Raw genomic sequence first — 22,347 nt, 5'->3', positions numbered from 1 at the left:
TAATCCAATAACGTCATTTTTATTAAGGTGTTTTACGGATCTAAATATCAAAACCGTTTTGGCAAGGATGTTTGACCATGTTAACAACGCGTCCCCAAGCAAGTTGATAACGTACAGCAACAAACATTCTAATAATAAGCGCAAAATATCTTGCATCCTTGCCGCTTTATCGCTCTACCGTTAGTAGTCAAGAAGACAGCTAACATAACAGTTCAGGCGTTATTGGGTCCCCAGACTCTATAATCCAATAACGTCATTTTTATTCCAGCCTCTGGCTGACAAGCTCAAAACAATAATAATCACGAGCTTGATAACACTCTGGAGCATCAATGGGTACAGGTTGATAGCATTGGAGTGTTGGATACCCTAGTGGCATAAATATAACCACAGACAATGCAAACAAAAGCCCCAACGCAAAGGATGCAATGGGGCTTTTTCATTTCTATTAACTCAAAAACAGCTTAAGCTTAACTGAATAAGCCACCGCTTATTCATCGACGGAATTTACACCTTTAACACATTTACTGCTCTGCGATATGAAGGCTTCAAAATCAGTGCTATTGAGTGGGCGACTAAACAAATAACCTTGACCCATAAAACATCCTAATTCAACTAATGCGTGGCTTTGCGCTTCAGTTTCAACACCTTCGGCAATTAGCACTAACCCCATCGACTTACCCAACGAAATAATCGTCTTCACAATTTCATAATCATGTTTATTGTTGAGCATATCTTTCACAAACGACATATCAATTTTCATTACATCAACATTAAACTTTTTCAAATAGGCCAAGCTGGAATAACCAGTACCAAAATCGTCAATAGCAATCTTAATCCCTAATGATATTAACTCACTCAACTTGTTTTGCATGTCCGCTGCATCAATCATCAATGCAGTTTCGGTAATTTCCAATTCAAGTAAATGTGCCGGTAAATTATGCTCCAATAGTGCTTTCTTGATCATATCGGCTAAGTCGGGATCAGCAAACTGTGCCGCGGCCACATTTACCGAAATAGGAATCGTATAGCCCATTTCTAACCAACGTTTAGCTTCAGCACAGGCCTTATTAAGCACTTGTTTACCTAGCATAATAATTAAACCGGACTCTTCCGCTAATGGAATAAACTCTGCGGGAGAGATAAGCTCACCCTCATCATTGGCCAGTCTAACGAGAGCCTCAGCACCAATAATAATGTTTGTCTGTAAATCAATTTTAGGTTGATAATGCACAAAAAGTTCATCATTAATTAATGCTTTTCTTAAACGAGTCTCTAAATGATGGCGCTCCATAAGCGAACTTTCTAAATCATGCGAGAAAAAGCAGAAGCGATTTCGGCCTTCCTGTTTGGCACGGTACATTGCCACGTCCGCATGCCTCATTAACTCCTCGGCATCTAAAGCATCATTTGGGAACACACTAACACCAATACTTATCGACACATTAAACTTCTGATTATCAAGAATAAAAGGTTCATGCATCGCTTCAACTAATGTAGATGCTAATTGCGAAGAGGCCTCAACAGAGCGAGTCTCGCTCATTAAAATCACAAATTCGTCACCACCTAATCTCGCTAATGTATACGATGCAGGTATTAACGAGCGTATTCGTCTTGCCATCATACAAATGAGCTCATCACCATATTGGTGGCCTAAGGAATCATTAAGGTATTTAAAATGATCAATATCGATTAATAGTGCAGCTGCTTTGGTGCCATAAGATCTTGCTGTAGAACACGCCACGCTCAGTCTGTCCTGGAGTAATATCCTGTTTGGTAAATCAGTTAACTGATCATGGTTGGCTAAATGGCTCATTTTCATCGCCATCGCCATCGCTTCACTCACATCATGAAACACCATAATGGCGCCAATCATTTCACCATTCTCATTACGGATTGGCGCGGCTGAATCCTCCACATAAAAAACATGCCCTCCACGTGACGTAAGTAGGCTGTTTAGCGCCATTGCCACAATGCGCTGCTCGCGAAGAGCTAAATATAACGGGTTCAATAATGGCTGCTGAGTATCAGAATCTTTCAAATGCATCACATTTTCAATTTTTTGATGTAATGCCTCTTTTAACCGCCAACCCGTCATGCGCTCCGCAATTGGGTTCATAAAAGTAATAAGCCCTCTTGTGTCGGTCGCAATAACAGCATCACCAATAGAATTGAGTGTTACTCGAAGACGCTCCTTTTCAGAGTACAGCGCTTGCTTAGCATGCTTTACTTCAGAGACGTCAACAACAGTAACCAAGTAGCCATCGACTCCAGCACTTGATTTCATTTTGGACTGAAAGACTTCATAAAAGCTCATACCGTCACGGTTAGGGACTGTGACAATGTACTTTAATGCATCTGAGGTAATATGACGGTGATGATTTAAAATTGCATTACTGAGCGCTTCAGGAAAAATAGTCGAAATATGCTTGTTTTTAACATCACCGACCAAGCTATCAAACCACAAACCAGTGTTGTCATTACTAAATAAATTCTGACCTAAATCATCCCAATAGGTAATAAGCATTGGGACTTGATTAACTAATTGTTGTAGCTCTTCTTTAGCTTTAATAATTAATTGGTTTTGCTGCCTAAATTTAAGTTGTGTATGGACTCGTAAACAACAAATAGAAGCGTTAAAAGGTTTAGTAATAAAATCGACCCCACCACTTTCTAGCGCCAATCTTTCAAATTCAGGCTCAGTGTGGCCGGTAATAAAAATAATTGGAATATCGCTAAATAATGGATTAGCTTTGAGTGCACGACACACTTCCCATCCATCCATGTCAGGCATCTCAATATCGAGTAAAATGACATCAGGCTTAATTTTATCCACTAACGCGAGTGCATTAGTGCCAGACTCTGAAAAAAAGATATTACCAAGAGGCGACAAAATATCTTCCAGCATAAATATATTTTGAATATTATCGTCAATAATCAAAATTTTATAAACAGTATTGGATAAACCCGATAACAACATAGAAAAATAACTCCCTTATTTTCAGCTAGATAACATCCATTTAATCTTAAGGTTATCTGTAACCAACATACATTTATAATAGCTTAATTTTTTTACGTCTATCAATAATAGGCAGCAACGTAACCCACTACCTTAATTTAATGAAAACAACACCTACATAATAAGTACATTATGTTAACTTAGTCGATACCAAATGTGCTTGATCATAAAAGATATGAATACGCGAAAACGACATAAACACAAAAATGGTACACAGTTTCGTTAAGTAATATATTTGCACAGCATGTATCCAACGTGCATCTTAATATCTGCCTACATACTAGCGCGACCATATTCAGATAGACAATTGAGTTATCGTTATTGAGAGGCTGTTGAAACACTCATAGGCAATACAGGTAGACTAATTAGATGAGTTTGAAATGAACATGAGTAATACTGAACGACGTATCACGCTATTTTGTGCAGAACATCAGCTTGAATATCATCAGGCTGTTAATCGTTTTAGCGGCAATAAAGCCACCTATTTTAAGTCTGTTCAGCTGTTTATTAATGACTTAACCTTGTATATCCAACAAACAATGGCTTCACCGAACATTCCGGCAGACTTTGCACCTATGCTGCATACACTAAAAAGTTCTGCTGCTACTTTAGGTTTCACCGAATTAGCCTGCTACGCACGAAACCATGAAATTAAACTAGCACACTACTCTCCTACTGAATTTAGCCAGTTTCATAAGATATTATTGGCAAAATTAACCACGAATAAAGATCTAGCGATAATGCTAGCCTCCTTGCTAGAAATGGAATTACAAGCATCAAATAGCCAAGAGAACATACCGATATTAGCAGTGAACAGCGAATTTATTATGATATATGACACGCTAATGGAAGAAGTTAATCACTATAATATGAATGCCATTAATACATTTGCCAAAATAGCCAATACACTTAACCTCATTGCACCACAACATATTGAATTATTAACACAATCAATTAACCAATTAAAGTTTCAACAAGCAGAAAATATATTAGCTGAGATATATCCCCGCATATTGAATATTCAACAGTGACACAGACTCATCAGGAAAATCATAATGCATTGAAATTAATAAACAAATAAAATATAATCTTGCTTTCCCTATTGCTCACTATAAATAAATTAATGTCATCACTCATACCTTAGTACTAACGCTATTGATTGATATTATTAAAAAATCTTTTGTTTGCAAAAATTTAACATCAAAAAAAAATACATTCGCTACACTTAACCTTATTCACTCCTTATTGAAGTATCTTTATGATCAAAGTGTTGAACATGTTTATCTTAACTTTCATATTAATCGGCATTGTCAGTTGTGACCTTGGCACAAGCAAATCACTTACCGCTTCCGCCCTAAAAGACCCCATTAAAATTGCGGTATCTGGCACACCTCTTTCTGCACCTTTTTTTATTGCACAACAACAAGGTTACTTTAGAGCGAATGGGCTTAATGTTGAGCTAGTGAGATTCGACAGCGGAGTGAAATGCTTTGACGCCCTTAAGAATAAACAAGTTGACCTCGCCACGGCCTCAGAAACTGTGGTCATGTTTAATAGCTTTAAACAAACAAACTTTTCTGTATTAGCCAGTTTTGTCGAATCAGATAATGATCTAAAATTACTGAGTTTAACACCGCAAAAATATCAACAACTGGATAATTTAGCCCACGCACGCATAGGGATAGTAAAAAGCAGTGCCAGTGAGTTTTTTTTCGATAGTTTATTGATTATGTATAACAAAACTCAGCAGCCAATCGAGCGAGTATATTTACCTGCGGAGCAGCTTATTCCGGCGTTATTAAATAATGAGGTTGATATTATTTCAGCTTGGGAGCCCTTAAGTTATTTGTTAACACAACAAGTCCCCTCAAATACCAACGTCATCAGCAGTCGCGGCCTATACCACTTATCGTTCAACTTAATCGAGCTTAAAGAGACAAGGCTATCAACTACAGAAAAGTTAGCGCTACTCAAATCAATTAACGACGCAACCGATTATATTCATACACACCCAGATCTTGCTCAGACGAAAATTAGCCGTGTATTAGATATCGATCAATCCCAACTTAGTTATTCCTGGAATGACTATACTTTTCGGTTATCACTCAGTAATGCACTCTTTTCTAACATCCAAACTCAAAGCCAATGGGCAATTGATAATAAATTAGTCTCTGAAGAGAATAGTGTTGATTTTAGGCAGATTCTTGACCGAAAATTGTTTGAAAAGTTCACCAGTTTAGAGGCGGGATGGTAATTTATGATGTTATCTAAACGTCTAAAACTGACCGCAACACTCTGTTCACTGCTTACATTGATTGTCGGCTTGTCATTGATACAAGTTCACTATTATCAACAACAAATATACCGCCAACTCAATTACTCAATGAAGTTACAAATCAACATTGATAGTTTGCGTAGTCAACTGTGGCTTTACCAAGAGTATACAGATGACCAAGGGTTATCAGAGTTAAATATACGCCAAGCTGAACTGGCCAAAAACCTCTCAGAAGACATTCAATGGGGTACGCAACAAAAACTCATTATTGGAAACCTGAATAGACTGAATACCAATATTAGAGCACTTATTAATACTCAAAATAGCTTTCATAGTAAACAAGTCGATGTGTCATCCACCCTCACAGCAGAACGGTTATTTAAAGCAAAATACAGCATGGTTATTGAAGAGATGACTGAAGAAATGTTTAATCTTCATCAATTATCGATTAAACAAGCGAGCCAAAAACAACAAACGTTATTATTCCTTGTCGGAATGGTGCTATTGATATTAGCGATTCTGGTCACCGTATGGTCATTTATGACACTCATTCGATTTAAGAAAGGGTTAGCCTCACTCAACCAAGGGATGGAAGCACTTGCGGCTGGAGACCTAAAGAGTCAAATTAATTTCAGTGATACCGATGAGTTATCTGCACTCGCCCATAACTTCAATAGAATGAAGCTTTCACTTGCTCAAATCACCATTAAAAAGGATGAATTAAAGCAAGAAGTAGACAGCCAAACCCGTAAATTAATTGAACAACAAGACCAACTCATTTTCTTAGCTGAACATGATGAACTAACCGGTATTTATAACCGTCGCGCATTCATAAAACAAATTGATACTGCTATAGCAAGGGATTTACGCGGAGAAAATCAAGCGGCACTATTATTTATTGACCTTAATAAATTTAAAAATATTAACGACACCCTGGGCCATAGTATTGGTGATGAAGTGATCATGACCATTGCAAAACGTTTGGTTAATAGTCTACGCGCTACCGATATAGTGGGCAGACTCGGCGGCGATGAATTTATCGTTTGGCTTGATATGCTTCCTGAACCAATTGATATTGAACATAAAATAAACCAGCTATTAGCCAGTATTAAGCAACCGATTATTATTGGGAAGCATACCTTAGAAGTTGGCGCCAGTATCGGAATTAGTGTACTGCCAGAACATGGTTTAAATAGCCGAGAACTCATCACTGCAGCCGATACAGCGATGTACCAGGCTAAAGCAGACCATAGCATTGAGTATTGTTTCTATGCAGGCAGCTATGGAGCCTCTACTTTGGCTACCTCATAGGTTTGAGTGTTCCAGTCAAAATAATATTCAACGCCTTGCCATTCATAAACGGTACCGTTCGCGCGCTGAATCACTTTGGCATTTTCAGGTAAACGACTTAACCCAGAAGCATATTGAACTTGAGTAGTCGTTCGCTGCGGCGCAGATATCACTGCAGGTTCAACGACTTGGTAGCTTTGGCGAGGTGCAATATTAACCGTTCGATAAGGGTAATAATTATCGTTGTTGCGACGATATTCGTCTATACCCCAGCGATTGTCATATCGACTGCCATAGCCATTATATCGACTAAGCCCAATCGTCGGCCCCCAAACACTATTCCAACCAAATCCCCAGCGCCATGGGTCACGATAATGCGAAGAATGACGTCGACCTTGATGTTGATAACCTACCGAATGTGACACTCTATCGCCTAGAGCAATATCCAATGGCACTTTCGCCTGCACAGACAGAGTCAAGCTGCATAGTAAACAAACTCCACTCCCAAAAGACCATAGCAACACAGGGAATCTATTAATCGGCATACATCACCTCCAGCACATTATCGACACCCACCAGTTTACGCTAAGTCGAGTTAAAGTCGATATCCGTTATGGCTCTGAAATGATAGGTCTACTCAATTATTATTCACACCTATAACCATCATTCACTCCAATAGCATAATCAAACGACTTAGAGAATTTCATTCACTCGATAAACTCTCAATTGATGCCTCCTCAATTGATGTGATTATATTATTGGTATTAACGCTTATAGCCTTTCAAAATGATTAGTTAATAATCAATAACAGTTAATGGTGTGGCACAATAGCCTTAGATAGCTGACTACCTGATGAACTGATTAAATGACATTCAGATATTTACTCTCAAACGAAAAGAACTAATATCCAATCTAACCAGTATTGAACCCCGCAGAGCAATACCAATTTATATGGATTGGTATTAACCCTATATTAGAAAAATGCTATAGTGCGCGCCATATTGGTTTGGATTTCATTTACAGGCGGTAAACATGAGTTTTAAAGATTTACGCAGCTTTATCGATCATTTGGAAAAAAATGGCGAGTTAAAGCGCATTAGCTACCCTGTTGACCCTCATTTAGAAATGACAGAGATCGCCGATCGTGTTTTACGATCTGGAGGCCCCGCACTGTTATTTGAGAATCCGACCAACCATACCATGCCAGTACTGGTTAACTTATTTGGCACGCCTAAACGTGTTGCTATGGCATTGGGTAAAGACGACCCTTTGGCTTTGCGTGAAGTCGGTGAATTATTAGCATTCTTAAAAGAACCTGAGCCACCAAGTGGCTTTAAAGATGCCATCGCCAAAATACCTATGTATAAACAGGCATTAAATATGCCGCCTAAAACAGTGCGTAATCCGCCTTGTCAGCAAGTGGTTAAAACCGGTGATGAAGTTGACCTAACATCGTTGCCAATCCAACATTGCTGGCCTGGAGATGTCGCCCCATTAGTGACTTGGGGACTCACCATCACCAAAGGACCGCGTCAAAAAAGACAAAACCTAGGTATTTATCGTCAACAGTTATTAAGTAAAAACAAGCTGATTATGCGCTGGCTTGATCACCGTGGCGGAGCCTTAGATTTTAAAGACTTTAAACAGCTTCATCCGGGAGAGCGTTATCCTGTCGTAGTGGCATTAGGTAGCGATCCGGTGACCATTTTAGGGGCTGTCACTCCTGTGCCAGACTCCATGAGTGAATATGCTTTTGCAGGTTTACTGCGCGGCGAAAGAACTGAAGTCTGTAAAGCCATTAGCTGCGATCTTGAGGTGCCAGCCACCAGCGAGATTATTCTTGAAGGTTATATTGACCCAGATGAGACAGCAGTAGAAGGTCCATATGGAGATCACACTGGCTACTATAACGAAACTGACTCATTCCCAGTATTTACCGTAACTCACATTACTCATCGTAAAGACGCCATTTATCATAGTACCTATACCGGTCGTCCACCTGATGAGCCGGCCATGTTAGGCGTGGCGTTGAACGAAGTATTTGTCCCCATTTTACGTAAGCAGTATCCAGAAATTATTGATTTTTATCTGCCGCCTGAAGGTTGTTCATATCGTATGGCTGTGATTTCAATCCGTAAGCAATATCCTGGTCATGCTAAGCGTGTCATGATGGGGGCCTGGTCATTCTTGCGCCAGTTTATGTATACCAAATTTATCGTTGTTGTTGATGACGATGTCAATTGCCGTGATTGGCAAGATGTTATTTGGGCCATTACTACACGAATGGATCCTATTCGCGATACCATGATGGTAGATAATACTCCAATAGATTATCTTGATTTTGCCTCACCCGTTGCTGGTTTAGGATCTAAGATGGGTTTAGATGCCACTAACAAATGGCCTGGTGAAACCACGCGAGAATGGGGAACCCCTATCGTGATGGATGAAAAGACAAAACAGAGAATTGACCAAATTTGGGATGATCTCGGCATACAAGATATGCCAACATTGTAACTACAGCGATCCGATCCGGGCGTAAATAGCTATAATTAACTCGTTGATAAAAAATTATAAAAGGGTTTAAAGGACGTTAGATGAAAACCATTCGTTGTCAGATAGAAAAAGTCACCCCGTTTAATGACGCTGTATACCAAGTGTTCCTTAAACCCGAAGCAGCCTTTGACTTTAAGGCTGGCCAATACCTAACTGTGGTCATGGGTGAAAAAGACAAACGTCCTTTTTCTATTGCTTCCGCGCCTAATGCAGCGTTAATTGAGTTGCACATTGGTGCCGCGGTTAGCGAAAGTTATCCAATGCAAGTTGTTGAACGCTTACAAACAGCGACACATATTGATATTGAAGCACCTGCTGGCGAAGCTTTTTTACGAAGTGAGAGCCATCGACCACGCATCTTAATTGCGGGCGGCACGGGTTTCTCATACATCAAAAGTATCGTTGAAGCACAGATTGCTAACGGCGAAACCATTAATACTAAACTGTATTGGGGTTGTCGTAACGAAGAAGCTATGTACTATCAAGACATCGCTCGTCAATGGCATGCCGATCATTCTTGGTTAGAGTTTATTCCAGTAGTAGAACTTGCTGACGGTAATTGGGAAGGTAAAAAAGCTAATCTACTCGAGCAGATTAAGCAGGATTTTGTCAGTTTGAATGGCTACGATATCTACATTGCTGGCCGTTTTGATATGGTTGGCACTGCACGAGAATTGTTCCGTGAGCTTGGCATTGAAGAAGCCCATTTGTATGGTGATGCTTTTGCATTTATCAAATAGGCTTTCCCAATAAAACCATTAAAACCGGCTATCTTGCCGGTTTTTTTATCGGTAAATCGACTGATTGCCTTTGTATTCCATGGCTCATTTATTTAAAATTAGCGCACATTTATTAATAAGGTACTCCAATGAAACTCAGTCAACTCACTCAGCCTATCTATGACCATTTATATCGCGATATTTTTGAGTTTCGCAGTACTTTTGATTTACCGGTTAACGACAGTGCTAGCCTAGACGACAAAGCTGATACCTTACACACCTCATTAATTATTGAAGAAATGACCGAGCTTGCAGAAGCAGACTCTCGCATGGAACAAGCTGATGCGATTGTTGACTCTGTCTATGTGTTAATGGGTCGTTTAGTGCACATAGGTGCGTCTCAGGTAAGCGATCGTCTAGAGATCAGCTATCTTATCGATTTATTGCTTAACGTGGCTAAAAACCGTGAAATAGACTTTATCCAATGCTGGGATGAAGTGCACTCAAGCAACATGAGCAAAGTATGCCGTAACCAGCAAGAATTGGATGAAACCATCGCCTTTTACGCCAAGCAAGGTGTTGAGATAGTCGGTAGCACTAAAGGTGAGTTTATTATTGCTAAGTGCGCTAAAGATGTCGATATGGCGGGTAAAGTGGTTCGCCAAGGCAAAGTATTAAAATCAGTTTATTATCGCCCTGCAGACTTAACTAAGTTAGTACGAGACTAGGTTAGTGCAAGATTAAGTTAGTACGAGACTAAGTTAGTGCGAGACTAATCAGCCAATCAACTACAGGGCTTTCACTTGCGAGTACTGATTTACCCATAAAAAAATGCGCTTTTATCAGCGCATTTTTTATGACGTTTCCGGTTACACAGCCACCGAGATTTTAGCATTATTAAGCGCCTGAATGAATCGCTGCGGCTCATCCACACTCAAATGCACCGTTTTCATCGGTTCGGGTAACTGACCCATACCACCATGATAAATGACCGGACGGTTGAAGGTAATAGTGACATTACTCTGCCCACGGCCAATCATAATGGTTTCTGGCTCATCTTTATTTAATTCAGTTGATTGTTGATCAGCGGCACTAGCAATATCGGCAATGTTCACTACCATAAATCCCCACAATGAATTATTGATCACTAAGTTATCCCTGATTAAATACAAAGAGTAATAACGTGATAATCGATGGTTAGCCACGATAGACATTAAGGTATAGGCAATAATGCTCGAGACAATAATCGCCACCCACTCACTCCACGATGCCAGTAATACGTAACTCAGACTCGACGCACCAACACAACCAATTAGCATTAACCACACATGCCAGCGTGTCGCGCTAACAAGATTGATATTGGCAATTACTGGTGGATGATGACGTGAGAACCATGGGATAGAATAAAACCAGTTAGTGGCTTCACTGGCGAGAATAAGCGCAATAGTTAAGCTTTTATCATCGCCATCCCGATACGTTTCTACCGCCCCAACTCTAGGATCGCCCTTAAGCTTTCGTACCTTAATCAAGCCACGAACAACACTCACCACCAAATACAACTCAATGACCAACAGCACCGCAATAATCGGATAGCGTAACCATGCAATAAACTCAAAATAATGCGCGACTTCAGCAGGAAAACTTAACCGAGCAACCAAGCTGCTCAAACTGAAAATAACAATCAATTTCCACAGTTTCTGGCCACCCATTTTAATAATGCAATACCAGTAGCTCAGTGGCAGTAACACAAAATACAATCCGCAAATAAGATATAACGACCACTTGTCAGCGTCACTTGTTAACGACTCTGGTGTCCACTGAACGCCTATCACAAAGCTCAACACCATTAAGACTAAAAAGACTAACCGATACTTAACCGTGGCTCTCATTGAATACTTATCCCTGTATATGTTACTGACCCACGCCATATCATTATTCTTAATATAAACGTGAAGATACAAGTTGTTAACATATCAGCAAACATTAGTTTCACCGCTATTGATTGGCACAAAAATTGTTACTAAAAATTGCCGTGAACGGGTATCAAGATAAGTTGCGCTTGAACAGCCAAGTTAAACCATGAATCGCGGTGGTAGGAAAAGCCATCGAATGATCGGCCTCGGGGATGACTAGCAGCTTGAGTGCTAAGTCACCAGATTGCGCCGATGGATGGGATTGGAGTCGTTTAAATAAAGCCTGCGCATCTGCAACCATCTGATGACCATTATCGGTATAAGGTGGTTTTTCTAATTCGCCAATGCCAATAAACACCTTGGCAGATATTGCTGATGTTTGACTAAAACGCTGAGCAAACTGCTGCAATAATTGTTTATTGTCAAACCACAGAGATGGACTGCCCAATACGTAATAATTAAATAACTTTGGCTGTTCTAATAAAATATAAGCACCCATTAACCCGCCTAGCGAATTACCCACAAAGGTGTTTTGTTGGCTGTCGACCCGATAGTTTTTTTCAACGAAAGGCATAACAACCTGGCTGATAAAAGCAACGTGTCGCTTGGCCTCGCCAGTGGGTAGTTTCCAACTCGCATCGTGACTTGGGGTATAGTCGCGGATCCGACTCGCCGAACCTTTGCTTGGCCTCTGATAGCCTATAGCGACTAAAATAGCTTGCTGCATCATGTTACTGTTCATTGGAAATCGCGTCGCACCAGACACCACTTGCAAGCTATACATGGAGTCAGTCATGTATATCACTGGATATTGATGTGAACTATTTTGCTGGTATTTTTTGGGGAGCTTTATCATCACTTGATAGTCACGATCGCCATCTTTAAGCACAAATTGGCGGGTACGAGGAATATTGACTACTGCAGCTGTGGAATGCACATCGACAGCGTTGCTTGTTAAGCCTGGCAGTACAGCATCATTGTTAGCTGACGCACTGGCTAGAGATAGCCCACAACACATTATCGCGCCGATTAACCCATAAATTGTTTTCATGCATCCCTGCCCTATGGTAATAAACCACAAACGTTAAATCATATAATCCAACGCAAGTGCGATAAACAATACCATTCCGGCCCAGTTATTATTTAAAAAGGCTTTAAAACATGGTGCACGTTCACGACCAAAAATTAATCGTTGCTGATACACGGCAAAACCAATAAAGCTGATAATACCTAAGCCGTAAATAATCCCACGGTCGGCCACCAGCCCAGCCATCACAAAACACCCTAGTGCAGCAAGTTGAAACAAACCGATAATCTGTCGATCAAAGCGACCGAATAAAATAGCCGTTGATTTAATGCCTACTTTTAAGTCATCGTCACGATCGACGATGGCATACATGGTGTCGTACGCTACCGTCCAACACCAATTGGCCATAAATAACCACCACGCTTCAACTGGCACTTCACCAAGTTGAGCGGCATAGGCCATCGGAATTGACCAACTCCACACAATGCCCAAAAACATTTGTGGCATGTTGGTCACCCGTTTCATAAACGGGTACATCACCGTTAAAATAATCCCCACCACAGATAACTGCACTACCAGTGGATTAAGCCATAATACTAAGCAAAACGCAGCCAAACCTAAGAGGGTAAATAGAGTCAGTGCCTCTTTAACAGACACTTCCCCCGACACCAACGGTCGCATACTCGTACGCTCAACATGAGCATCTAGTTTACGATCGGCAAAGTCATTAATAATGCAGCCATTGGCGCGCATAATCACCACGCCAACAATAAAGATTAACAACACCTTAATGTCTGGCAGCCCTTGAGCCGCTAACACCAGTGCCATTAAACACGGCCATAGCAGAAGCAAGGTACCAATAGGCCTATCTATCCGCATTAATCGTGCATAAGCACGAAGCTTATCTTGCAATGTCATTGGCGTCATCTCTCCATGATTTAGCAAGCGAAACACGTTAACAACGCTCTAGTTTTGCTAACGACACCAACAGCCATTTACTGCCAAAATCGACAAACTCAACCTGCACACGTCCTTTTTCACCAGAACCTTCAAAGCTAGTCACGACCCCTTCACCAAACTTAAAGTGCTTCACTTTAGAACCCACTTTATGACCGGTGTCGTTAAAACCATGAGGTTTTTTAGTGGCAACCGTAGCCTTAGCAGGAAAACGCTGACTAACTGACGGCTTAACCTGAGCACGTATACGGATTTGCTCAACAAACTTTTCGGGAATTTCGTTAATAAACCGTGATGGGCTAGCATAATCTTCACGGCCATAAATACGACGAGACTCAGCATAACTGATGTACAGTTTTTGCATAGCACGGGTCATACCGACATAACACAAACGGCGCTCTTCATCTAAACGATCGCCTTCATCCAGTGCCATCTTGCTCGGGAATAATCCTTCTTCAACGCCCGCCATAAACACCATTGGGAACTCAAGCCCTTTGGCTGAATGCAATGTCATCAACTGCACGGCATCGGTAAAGGCATCAGCCTGACCTTCGCCAGCTTCTAATGCTGCATGAGACAAAAAGGCATTAAGTTCGCCCATGTCTTCAAGCTCTTCAGGCATTTCAAAACTGCGCGCAGCAGTAACCAACTCGTTTAAGTTTTCAATTCGAGCTTGGGCTTTCTCGCCTTTTTCGGCCTCGTACATGGTACGCAAGCCTGAACGGTCAATCACATCATCAGCCATCCGGTACAGCAACATATCTGCCGTATCCGTTCGCATCGCAATAATCAGTTCCATAAAGCCATTGATGGCATTAGCCGCACGCCCGGCAAGGACTTTCTCTTCGATTAAACTCACGCAAGCTTGCCACAGCGTCAGTTCATGCTGTCTAGCGGTTGAGCGGATGATATCCAAAGTACGATCGCCGATACCACGAGCTGGCGTATTCACCACACGCTCGAATGCCGCATCATCATTTTGGTTATTAATCAGACGCATATAGCCCATAGCATCTTTAATTTCTTGTCGCTCGAAGAAGCGCAGACCACCGTAAATACGATACGCTAACCCTTTGTGTAAAAAGGCTTCTTCTAATACTCGCGATTGCGCATTTGAACGATATAAAATGGCGCACTCGCTCAAACTGCCGCCCTTTTCATGCCAGTCGCTAATGCGTCCAACAATAAATTTGGCTTCATCCATTTCATTAAAGGCGCAATAGACCGAAATGGGCTCGCCATCTTTATCTTCGGTCCATAACTCTTTGCCCAAACGATCTGGGTTATTGGCAATCACAGCGTTAGAGGCATTCAAAATATTCGCTGTTGAACGATAATTTTGTTCTAAACGAATGGTTGTTGCACCTGAGAAGTCTTTTAAGAAACGATGTAAGTTTTCAATTTGCGCACCACGCCAACCGTAAATAGATTGATCGTCATCACCGACAATCATCACATTGGCTGTGTTACCGGCTAACACACGGATCCACGCATATTGAATCGCGTTGGTATCTTGAAACTCATCGACTAAAATATGACGGAAGCGTTCTTGGTAATGTGCCAGTAAATGCGGTTTATTGAGCCATAATTCATGAGCTCGTAGTAAGATTTCGGCAAAGTCGACCAAACCTGCGCGATCGCAAGACTCTTGGTAAACCTTATAAATATTCAGTAAATTTTGTTCAATCGGAAAACCGCCCGCATCGATATGCTTAGGACGTAATCCTTGGTCTTTTTTGCCGTTAATATAGCCTTGGGCCTGACGAGGAGGATATTGCTTCTCGTCTAAATTAAGGCTTTTAAGAATGCGTTTCAGTAAACGTAACTGATCGTCAGAATCGATAATCTGGAAACTTTGCGGTAAATTGGCATCTTGATAATGGGTTCGCAATAACCGATGCGCTAAACCATGGAAGGTACCGATCCACATCCGCCCCATGTTAGTGCCCACGACCTTTTCCACCCGTTCACGCATTTCTGCCGCGGCTTTGTTGGTAAAGGTGACTGCCAAAATAGAATATGGACTTTGTTGTTCAACTTGCATTAACCACGCAATACGATGGGTTAATACACGGGTTTTACCACTGCCGGCACCCGCTAACACCAACATATTTGAAAGTGGCGCGCCGACTGCCTCACGCTGTTTATCGTTTAGGCCGTCTAATAATGATGATACGTCCATTTTTCCTCCCAGAAATCTGCGAGGCATTATATCTTAAATAGCGAGATAATGGCGTGCAATACTTCAGCTATTTTATGCCCACTATCACCTTAGGTAGCAGAGTGAACCTTTAGACGACATTAATATCAAAGTCACTAAAATCACTCACTTGTGATGTTCTAACCGCGAAAATCACACCTAAATTGACAAAGCTGTAAGCGAAAATTACTATATAAAATAAACAATTAATTAATGTTAGCGTTAAGTAATTGGCCTAATAGGCTATTAAACACTCACATTCACGACTAAAGAAACTAGATTAAGTTTGCTTTTTATGGCGAGTAAATCTGGTGACATGTCGGTTTATGATCGATATGTTCAATGCCATTAATACTAAAAAGTCCATTAAAATGGATTTATTGTCCACAGCTTCAGCTGTATAGGTTGCCATATTGAATATCAAAGATTTAGAGCTATTCATTGCTGTAGCAAAGTTAGGCAGTTTTTCAAAAGCGGCAAAATCTTTTGATACTCGCAGAGCATTAGTCAGCCGCCGGATTGGAGAAATAGAAAAACAGCTCGGGGCACCGTTATTTACTCGCACAACAAGAGTCATGGCCTTAACCTCTGCAGGTCGACAATATCTTGCTCAAATCGAACCTTTAGTGAATCAATTAAATCATGCCGGATATGTGTTTAAACATCGTCATGATGAAGTACAAGGTAATTTACGCATTGGTTTATTGCCTTTCGTCGACAAGTTGATGGATGAATATATCGCTCACTTCATTCATGCGTATCCGCAAGTCCAATTAGAGGTGTTAATTGTGTCTGGTGGCAGTAAAGAGCTCAATCGTTTAGGGCTCGACTTGATTATTGATGTCGGTCAAGTAAACGGTGCCAACATTGCTGTACATAAATTGACGACTTTTGAGCGTAAAATTTATGCTAGCCCAAGTTATTTAGAAAAATCATCACTGATCGAAAATACCGATGACTTACAATACCATTCATTACTAGGCTTTAGAGATGCACATGGGCAACTAGAGCAGACTTGGCATTTTCAGCATGCAAATGTACCAACTCATTATAAAGTTATCTGCAGCGACTTTAACTCGTTATATCACTTATGTTTAGCCGGGGCGGGTATCGCTTTATTACCTCATGTTATTGCTCACGAGGCGGTAAATCAGGGACGATTAATCAATGTTCTGCCGCAACACAGCATTGGCTTTGCCGACATCAGCTTGGCCTATTCGACCAAAAGTCCTCAATCGCCTGTGGCAAAAGCCTTTTGCGAACATTTACTTCGAGAGATGGTTCCCAGTTAAAGCGGTAAAAGCGGTAAAAGCGGTAAAAGCATAATTAAAACAGACTGCAGCGGTATAGGTATAATTTAAATAGACTGCGGCGGTAAAAACAATAAAAAAGGTTAGCGAAATCGCTAACCTTTTTTATGTAATGTTCGTCACGCGGTGGCGTGACATAGCAGTAATAACGATTATTTTTTATCGTCTTTTAAGCCAATACTTTGCATCCAGTATTCAAAATTAACTAGATTACCCGGTAACACAATACGGCTATCAGGTTTGCTTAAACCATCTAGCTGCTTCATATACTGTTCACCAAGTTGCATACGCAATGCACTTTGTCCGCCTTCAGATGAAATAACCACCGCTAATCGTTCTATCGACTCAGCAGTTGCTTTAGCTAAAGTGAGAATTTCTTGCGCTTTACCTTCGGCCTCATTAATGCGGCGTTGCATCTCACCTTCAGAACGGTTAATGGTTTCTGCCATCACACCTTCTGAACGATTAATCTTACTTTGCTTGTCACCTTCACTTTTAGCTAATAATGCCCGACGTTCCCGCTCGGCATTCACCTGCATTTCCATGGCGTTTTTAACTGTTTCTGGTGGGGTGATATTTTTAATCTCGTAACGATGCACTCGAATGCCCCACATAGAGCCAGCTTCATCGAGAACTTCAACCACTTTGGCTGATATCACATCACGCTCTTCAAAAGTACGATCTAAATCTAAGGTACCAATCACAGAACGCGTAGTTGTTTGAGCAAGTTGAATGGCGGCATAGCGGTAGTCGGTAATACCATAACTGGCTTTAACGGGATCTGTAACCGAAATATAAATCACTCCATCCACTTCAACATTAACTTCATCACTGGAGAAACATTCTTGTGGCGGTACATCAATCGTTTCTTCCTTTAAGTCGTGGATATAAGCCACTTTATCAACGAAAGGGATCAGTGCATGGAAGCCTGCATCTAAGGTATTGTGATATTTACCTAAACGTTCAACAATATAAGCCGACTTGGTCGGTACAAGACAGATAGACTGGAATAGTTTTAGCACAAAAATAGCAAAAATTACGCCCCAGATAGCCATCACAATAAAATCAGTATCAATTCCGTTAATCAACATTAGCGGGCTCCTTTTGCTGATGAGTTTGATACGGCATGAGTTACTTGCTCCATACCTTCAAAAAAGCCTTCTAGCTTGGCCATTTCAGCAGGCACAACAGAGACTTGAGCTTCAGATAAAATCTTGCCCACTTGACCAATAAACTGCTCTTTAAGCAACATATTCATGGCGTCATTGCCGCCATTTACCGTTAAGGCTTTGCAGATCATTTCCATGCCTTCTGCCTTTGCAGTGGCAATAATAGAAATTTCTTGCCCTGTACCTAAAGCCTCATTAATGCGCTTTTGTTTTTGACCTTCGGACAAATTAATCGCCTCTTGACGTTCACCTTGCGACATATTGATCATTGCTGCTTTTTCAGCATTGGCCAAAGTGATCTCGGCACGCTTGCGACGCTCTGCTTCCATTTGTTTTTCAAGGGTGTGAATAACTTTCATTGAAGGGGAGATATTTTTAATCTCGTAACGTAATACTTTTATCCCCCAAGGATCTGAAGCCTTATCAATTTCGCGCACAATGGATTCATTCAAGCTGTCACGTTCAGAAAACGTTTGCGACAAGGTCAGCTTACCTATTTCTGAACGCATGGTTGTTTGCGCTAAGTTAACCGCTGCACGGCGATAGTTTTCAATACCATAGCTGGCCAGCTTGCCGTCCATCACTTTAAGGTAGACTAAACCGTCAACTTCCAACTGGGTGTTGTCTTTTGAAATACAACTCTGCGGCGGCACATCTAATACTTCTTCACGAGTGTCGTGGCGATAAGCAACCCGATCGACAAAAGGAACAAGAAAATGAAACCCTGGCTCGAGCACGGTACGAAACTTACCCAAACGCTCAATAACATGCACTTCACGCATTGGCACAATTAACATTAGTTTGAACAAAATGAACATTACAAATAAAAAAACGATTGTTAACACAAACATATCTACTCCCTTTTAATCTGACTTTCCTAGATAACACTTAACGGCAATCACAACACGACGATTTCGAAACAATACTTAATTTACGAAACAATATTCATGACACTAAATTTACGAAACAATAATGACAAAACAATATTCATATCACAATAATCTGAATTTTTTACAGTTAAGTACTCAATAACCTCAACTCCCGTAACAACTCGCGGTAACAACTCGCAGTAATAACTCGCGGCAACAAAAGGTTATCAACTAAATCGCTATACAGAATCGATGATAGGTTCAACAACAAAAGCAATATTATCCCGACAAATGATCCTGACTTTGGTACCTTTTTTTATCACGGTACCATCACCTAAAGCAGTCCAATCAGTACCCAAACAGCTAATTCGACCGGTCTTTTGACCAGGGCCGATGGCTTGCTTAACGATAGCGACTTGATTATAAAGATCCGCCTCTTCATCGGTATTATCGACATGTGAATCGCCGCCCACTAAACGCTGGGTCACATGACGAAAACTCAGTAATAACACCATTGAAGCCATAAACCATAATGTCAGACTTTGTACCAAGCCATCGATAATGCCAACAGCTTGTGCTGCTGCGACGATAACGCAAGCCGCACCTAATAAAATAACGATACCACCCGGAATGATAATCTCCGAGATCATCAATAACAGCCCAAGCACTAGCCAGACTGCGATCGGATTTGCAAGCTCCATATTCTCCCCCATAAATGAGAATGTCCGTAAATTCACTATAACAGCTTTATTTATTAATGCGACATATTATGTCAAAGCGTTGTTGCGAACAGTAAACGGGACAAACGATTCATCAACTTACCATTACCACACGAATACGTATCGCTAGTAATGAGTAACTGTAATAATAAGTCCCCCTATACAAATCAGTATTACTGCAAAGTGACATTTTATTTGTCACCATGGTGGTATTCGTTTTAAGTAAGATAACAGCGCCAATCAAACACCTTTATGCGTTACATCGCATTGACAGTGCTAATACCTGTCATAAGATTATATTGATGATGAAAACAATGAAATCTGTACATTCTGGTCGGTTTTAATTGTGCTCTTTCAAAATATTGAATATATTGCGCCCCATTGTGCACGATTGGGAATAATAGGTCACAAATTTAACCTCGATCGCTATAAAACTTACCTTTAAACTGTCAAAATTGACGTCTCTGATCATTTTACTAACCGGAAGAAAAATGAAAAAAATCTACCTTTTAGCCACATTAGTACTCTCACAAAATGTTTTTGCTGACGATTTAGTTCAATGGTGGGATGTTAGCGCTACTGTCTTGCATGGCGAAAACTATGACTTAGCGCCATCAGAAAGACAAACAACCATTACCCTAGAAACAGCCGGTGCTTGGAAGTATGGCGATTGGTTTGCATTCCAAGATTTTATTAATTTTAATGGTAATAATAACGGTGTTGATAGTTCGACTTATGGCGAAATATCTCCGCGCTTCAGTGCTAGCAAAATATTGGGTCAGCCAGTGAGCTTTGGTGCGATAAAAGATGTCTCTTTAGCATTAACTTACGAAGAAGGTGAAGGCCCAGTTCACAGCATGCTTTATGGTATTGGTGTAGACCTTGACGTGCCATTTTTTAGCTATTTACAACTGAACACTTACCGCCGAGATGCAATAAGCAGTGGTAATATTAGTGATGGTTGGCAGTTTACGCCGGTATTTAGAATCGATATGCCAGTGGGCAATGCCAACATTATTATAGATGGCTTCATTGATTGGGTATTTTCTGCCGACAACAACGGCTACGACGAAAACCTGCACATCAACCCACAAATAAAGTATGACTTAGGTAAAACACTGTTCGGTGATCACAAGCAAAACAAACTGTTGGTAGGTTTTGAATATGATTACTGGCAAAGCAAATACGGTGTTGCGGGTATCGACCAAAATACCTACTCAATTATTGCGCAATATCATTTCTAATTGATGCCGCTATTGATATAAATTAGATAACAAAAAAGGTGCCTAGGCACCTTTTTTAATGATTACATTTCAACACTCATTGATTTGAGACAATTTGTTTTGCGTAATCCGTTTTAACGTCATCAGCCTTAACACAATCTGTTTTTACACAATATCTTGTTATAACGTGATGGTTAAAACGTTAGCTTAAGCTAATAATTTTTTCGCTGCTGCTACAACAATAGACACGGCACTTACTTCAGTCTTCTTCATTGTCGCTTCGTCAGGGATCTCTTGCTGTGTGCGGTTTACAATAACACCGGCAACACATGCTGCACGCCAACCTTGAGTTGCACACATTGTAAATAGCGTAGCTGATTCCATTTCATAGTTCAGCACACCCATTGACTGCCACTCTTTCATAGAGCCAACATAACGCTGCGTAATGCGACCAGAAACAGTATCGTAACGCTCTTGACCTGGATAGAAAGTATCAGAAGAAGCAGTAATACCAATGTGCGGCTCTAGACCAGCGTCACGACATGCTGCAACCATAGCAGTTGTACATTCAAAGTCTGCTGCTGCTGGGAACTCAAGCGGTGCAAAGTGTAAGCTTGCGCCATCTAAACGCACAGAAGCTTGAGTCACAATCACATCACCCACGTTTACGTGCGGCTGAATTGCTCCAGTTGTACCTACGCGTAAGAAAGTTCTCACACCTAATTGTGCTAATTCTTCAACCGCAATAGAAGTTGATGGGCCACCGATACCGGTTGAACACACAACCACGGCTTTGCCATCGATATAAGCTAAGTAGCTTGTGTATTCACGATGGCTCGCTAAGAACGTTGCGTTGTCCATTAACTCAGCAATACGCTTAACACGTTCTGGATCACCAGGAACGATTGCTAAGGTAGCGCCATCTAACATTTTTTTAGTTAATCCTAAGTGAAATACATCGGACATTGTGAAAACCCCTTTCAGTTTTGAATATTAAATTCTTATAACCCAGACTTTAACCTAGTCTTTAGGGGGATAAGGTTAACTTGATCACATATAAATTCATAATAGTTAATATTCATTCGTTAAATTATTACTAATATATGT

Annotated in this window: 18 protein-coding genes; 8 read left to right on the top strand and 10 right to left on the bottom strand. The window is 40.8% G+C overall.

The window, feature by feature from the left end:
- Positions 1-487 precede the first annotated feature (487 nt).
- Positions 488-2,977, bottom strand: coding sequence for an EAL domain-containing protein (locus AAEY94_RS12175; protein ID WP_335691147.1), 2,490 nt, complete (start codon positions 2,975-2,977; stop codon positions 488-490).
- Positions 2,978-3,396: 419 nt separating this feature from the next.
- On the opposite strand from AAEY94_RS12175, the gene AAEY94_RS12170 reads away from it, so the two are divergent.
- The 3 genes from AAEY94_RS12170 (at position 3,397) to AAEY94_RS12160 (ending at position 6,602) form a co-directional block, all read left to right on the top strand.
- On the top strand, positions 3,397-4,047 hold the full coding sequence (locus AAEY94_RS12170; RefSeq protein WP_350978964.1) for a hypothetical protein: 651 nt from the start codon (positions 3,397-3,399) through the stop codon (positions 4,045-4,047).
- 245 nt (positions 4,048-4,292) lie between these two features.
- Entirely contained in the window at positions 4,293-5,270 is a 978-nt protein-coding gene (locus tag AAEY94_RS12165; RefSeq protein ID WP_157822763.1) for an ABC transporter substrate-binding protein, read from the top strand.
- 3 nt (positions 5,271-5,273) lie between these two features.
- A complete protein-coding gene (locus AAEY94_RS12160; RefSeq protein ID WP_101085175.1) occupies positions 5,274-6,602 on the top strand; it encodes a diguanylate cyclase domain-containing protein in 1,329 nt (442 codons plus the stop codon).
- Here AAEY94_RS12160 and AAEY94_RS12155 read toward each other — a convergent pair.
- Complete coding sequence (locus AAEY94_RS12155) at positions 6,572-7,126, bottom strand: hypothetical protein (RefSeq protein WP_197708403.1); 555 nt, start codon at positions 7,124-7,126, stop codon at positions 6,572-6,574. The two genes, AAEY94_RS12160 and AAEY94_RS12155, sit on opposite strands and share 31 nt — an antisense overlap.
- Before the next feature lie 487 nt (positions 7,127-7,613).
- Here AAEY94_RS12155 and ubiD point away from each other — a divergent pair, with 487 nt between their 5' ends.
- From ubiD to AAEY94_RS12140, 3 genes are all read left to right on the top strand, one after another.
- Positions 7,614-9,095, top strand: coding sequence for a 4-hydroxy-3-polyprenylbenzoate decarboxylase (gene ubiD, locus AAEY94_RS12150; protein WP_101085174.1), 1,482 nt, complete (start codon positions 7,614-7,616; stop codon positions 9,093-9,095).
- Between the two features lie 80 nt (positions 9,096-9,175).
- Complete coding sequence (gene fre, locus AAEY94_RS12145) at positions 9,176-9,874, top strand: NAD(P)H-flavin reductase (RefSeq protein ID WP_101085173.1); 699 nt, start codon at positions 9,176-9,178, stop codon at positions 9,872-9,874.
- A gap of 128 nt (positions 9,875-10,002) precedes the next feature.
- Positions 10,003-10,581, top strand: a complete 579-nt coding sequence (locus AAEY94_RS12140; RefSeq protein ID WP_101085172.1) for a nucleoside triphosphate pyrophosphohydrolase family protein — start codon at positions 10,003-10,005, stop codon at positions 10,579-10,581.
- Between the two features lie 141 nt (positions 10,582-10,722).
- Here AAEY94_RS12140 and AAEY94_RS12135 read toward each other — a convergent pair whose 3' ends face one another.
- The 4 genes from AAEY94_RS12135 to uvrD form a co-directional block, all read right to left on the bottom strand.
- Positions 10,723-11,742, bottom strand: a complete 1,020-nt coding sequence (locus AAEY94_RS12135) for a hypothetical protein (RefSeq protein ID WP_350978963.1) — start codon at positions 11,740-11,742, stop codon at positions 10,723-10,725.
- Positions 11,743-11,896: 154 nt separating this feature from the next.
- On the bottom strand, positions 11,897-12,817 hold the full coding sequence (locus AAEY94_RS12130; RefSeq protein ID WP_350978962.1) for an alpha/beta hydrolase: 921 nt from the start codon (positions 12,815-12,817) through the stop codon (positions 11,897-11,899).
- 33 nt (positions 12,818-12,850) lie between these two features.
- Positions 12,851-13,711 carry a 4-hydroxybenzoate octaprenyltransferase gene (ubiA, locus tag AAEY94_RS12125; protein ID WP_101085169.1) on the bottom strand — a complete coding sequence of 287 codons (861 nt, stop codon included), beginning with the start codon at positions 13,709-13,711 and terminating at the stop codon, positions 12,851-12,853.
- A 37-nt stretch (positions 13,712-13,748) separates the two neighbouring features.
- Positions 13,749-15,932, bottom strand: a complete 2,184-nt coding sequence (gene uvrD / locus AAEY94_RS12120; RefSeq protein ID WP_011638834.1) for a DNA helicase II — start codon at positions 15,930-15,932, stop codon at positions 13,749-13,751.
- Between the two features lie 431 nt (positions 15,933-16,363).
- On the opposite strand from uvrD, the gene AAEY94_RS12115 reads away from it, so the two are divergent.
- Positions 16,364-17,242: a LysR family transcriptional regulator gene (locus AAEY94_RS12115; RefSeq protein WP_101085168.1), complete on the top strand. Its 879-nt coding sequence runs from the start codon at positions 16,364-16,366 to the stop codon at positions 17,240-17,242.
- 170 nt (positions 17,243-17,412) lie between these two features.
- Here the strand turns inward: AAEY94_RS12115 and AAEY94_RS12110 are convergent, their stop codons facing one another.
- The 3 genes from AAEY94_RS12110 to AAEY94_RS12100 all read right to left on the bottom strand — a co-directional run bounded on the left by AAEY94_RS12110 (position 17,413) and on the right by AAEY94_RS12100 (position 19,999).
- Positions 17,413-18,351: an SPFH domain-containing protein gene (locus AAEY94_RS12110; RefSeq protein WP_101085167.1), complete on the bottom strand. Its 939-nt coding sequence runs from the start codon at positions 18,349-18,351 to the stop codon at positions 17,413-17,415.
- Positions 18,351-19,280, bottom strand: a complete 930-nt coding sequence (locus tag AAEY94_RS12105) for an SPFH domain-containing protein (protein ID WP_101085166.1) — start codon at positions 19,278-19,280, stop codon at positions 18,351-18,353. The genes AAEY94_RS12110 and AAEY94_RS12105 overlap by 1 nt, the downstream gene beginning before the upstream one ends.
- Before the next feature lie 257 nt (positions 19,281-19,537).
- A complete protein-coding gene (locus AAEY94_RS12100; RefSeq protein WP_101085165.1) occupies positions 19,538-19,999 on the bottom strand; it encodes an NfeD family protein in 462 nt (153 codons plus the stop codon).
- A 509-nt stretch (positions 20,000-20,508) separates the two neighbouring features.
- Between AAEY94_RS12100 and AAEY94_RS12095 the strand changes: the two genes are divergently transcribed.
- Entirely contained in the window at positions 20,509-21,261 is a 753-nt protein-coding gene (locus AAEY94_RS12095) for an outer membrane protein OmpK (protein WP_101085164.1), read from the top strand.
- Positions 21,262-21,447: 186 nt separating this feature from the next.
- Here the strand turns inward: AAEY94_RS12095 and udp are convergent, their stop codons facing one another.
- Positions 21,448-22,206: a uridine phosphorylase gene (gene udp, locus AAEY94_RS12090; protein WP_011638840.1), complete on the bottom strand. Its 759-nt coding sequence runs from the start codon at positions 22,204-22,206 to the stop codon at positions 21,448-21,450.
- Positions 22,207-22,347: the final 141 nt, after the last annotated feature.

Source organism: Shewanella sp. AC34-MNA-CIBAN-0136 (assembly GCF_040309945.1).
Classification (GTDB): domain Bacteria; phylum Pseudomonadota; class Gammaproteobacteria; order Enterobacterales; family Shewanellaceae; genus Shewanella.
Note: the sequence above shows the minus strand (reverse complement) of the source record. Positions and strands in the feature narration are given on the sequence as shown.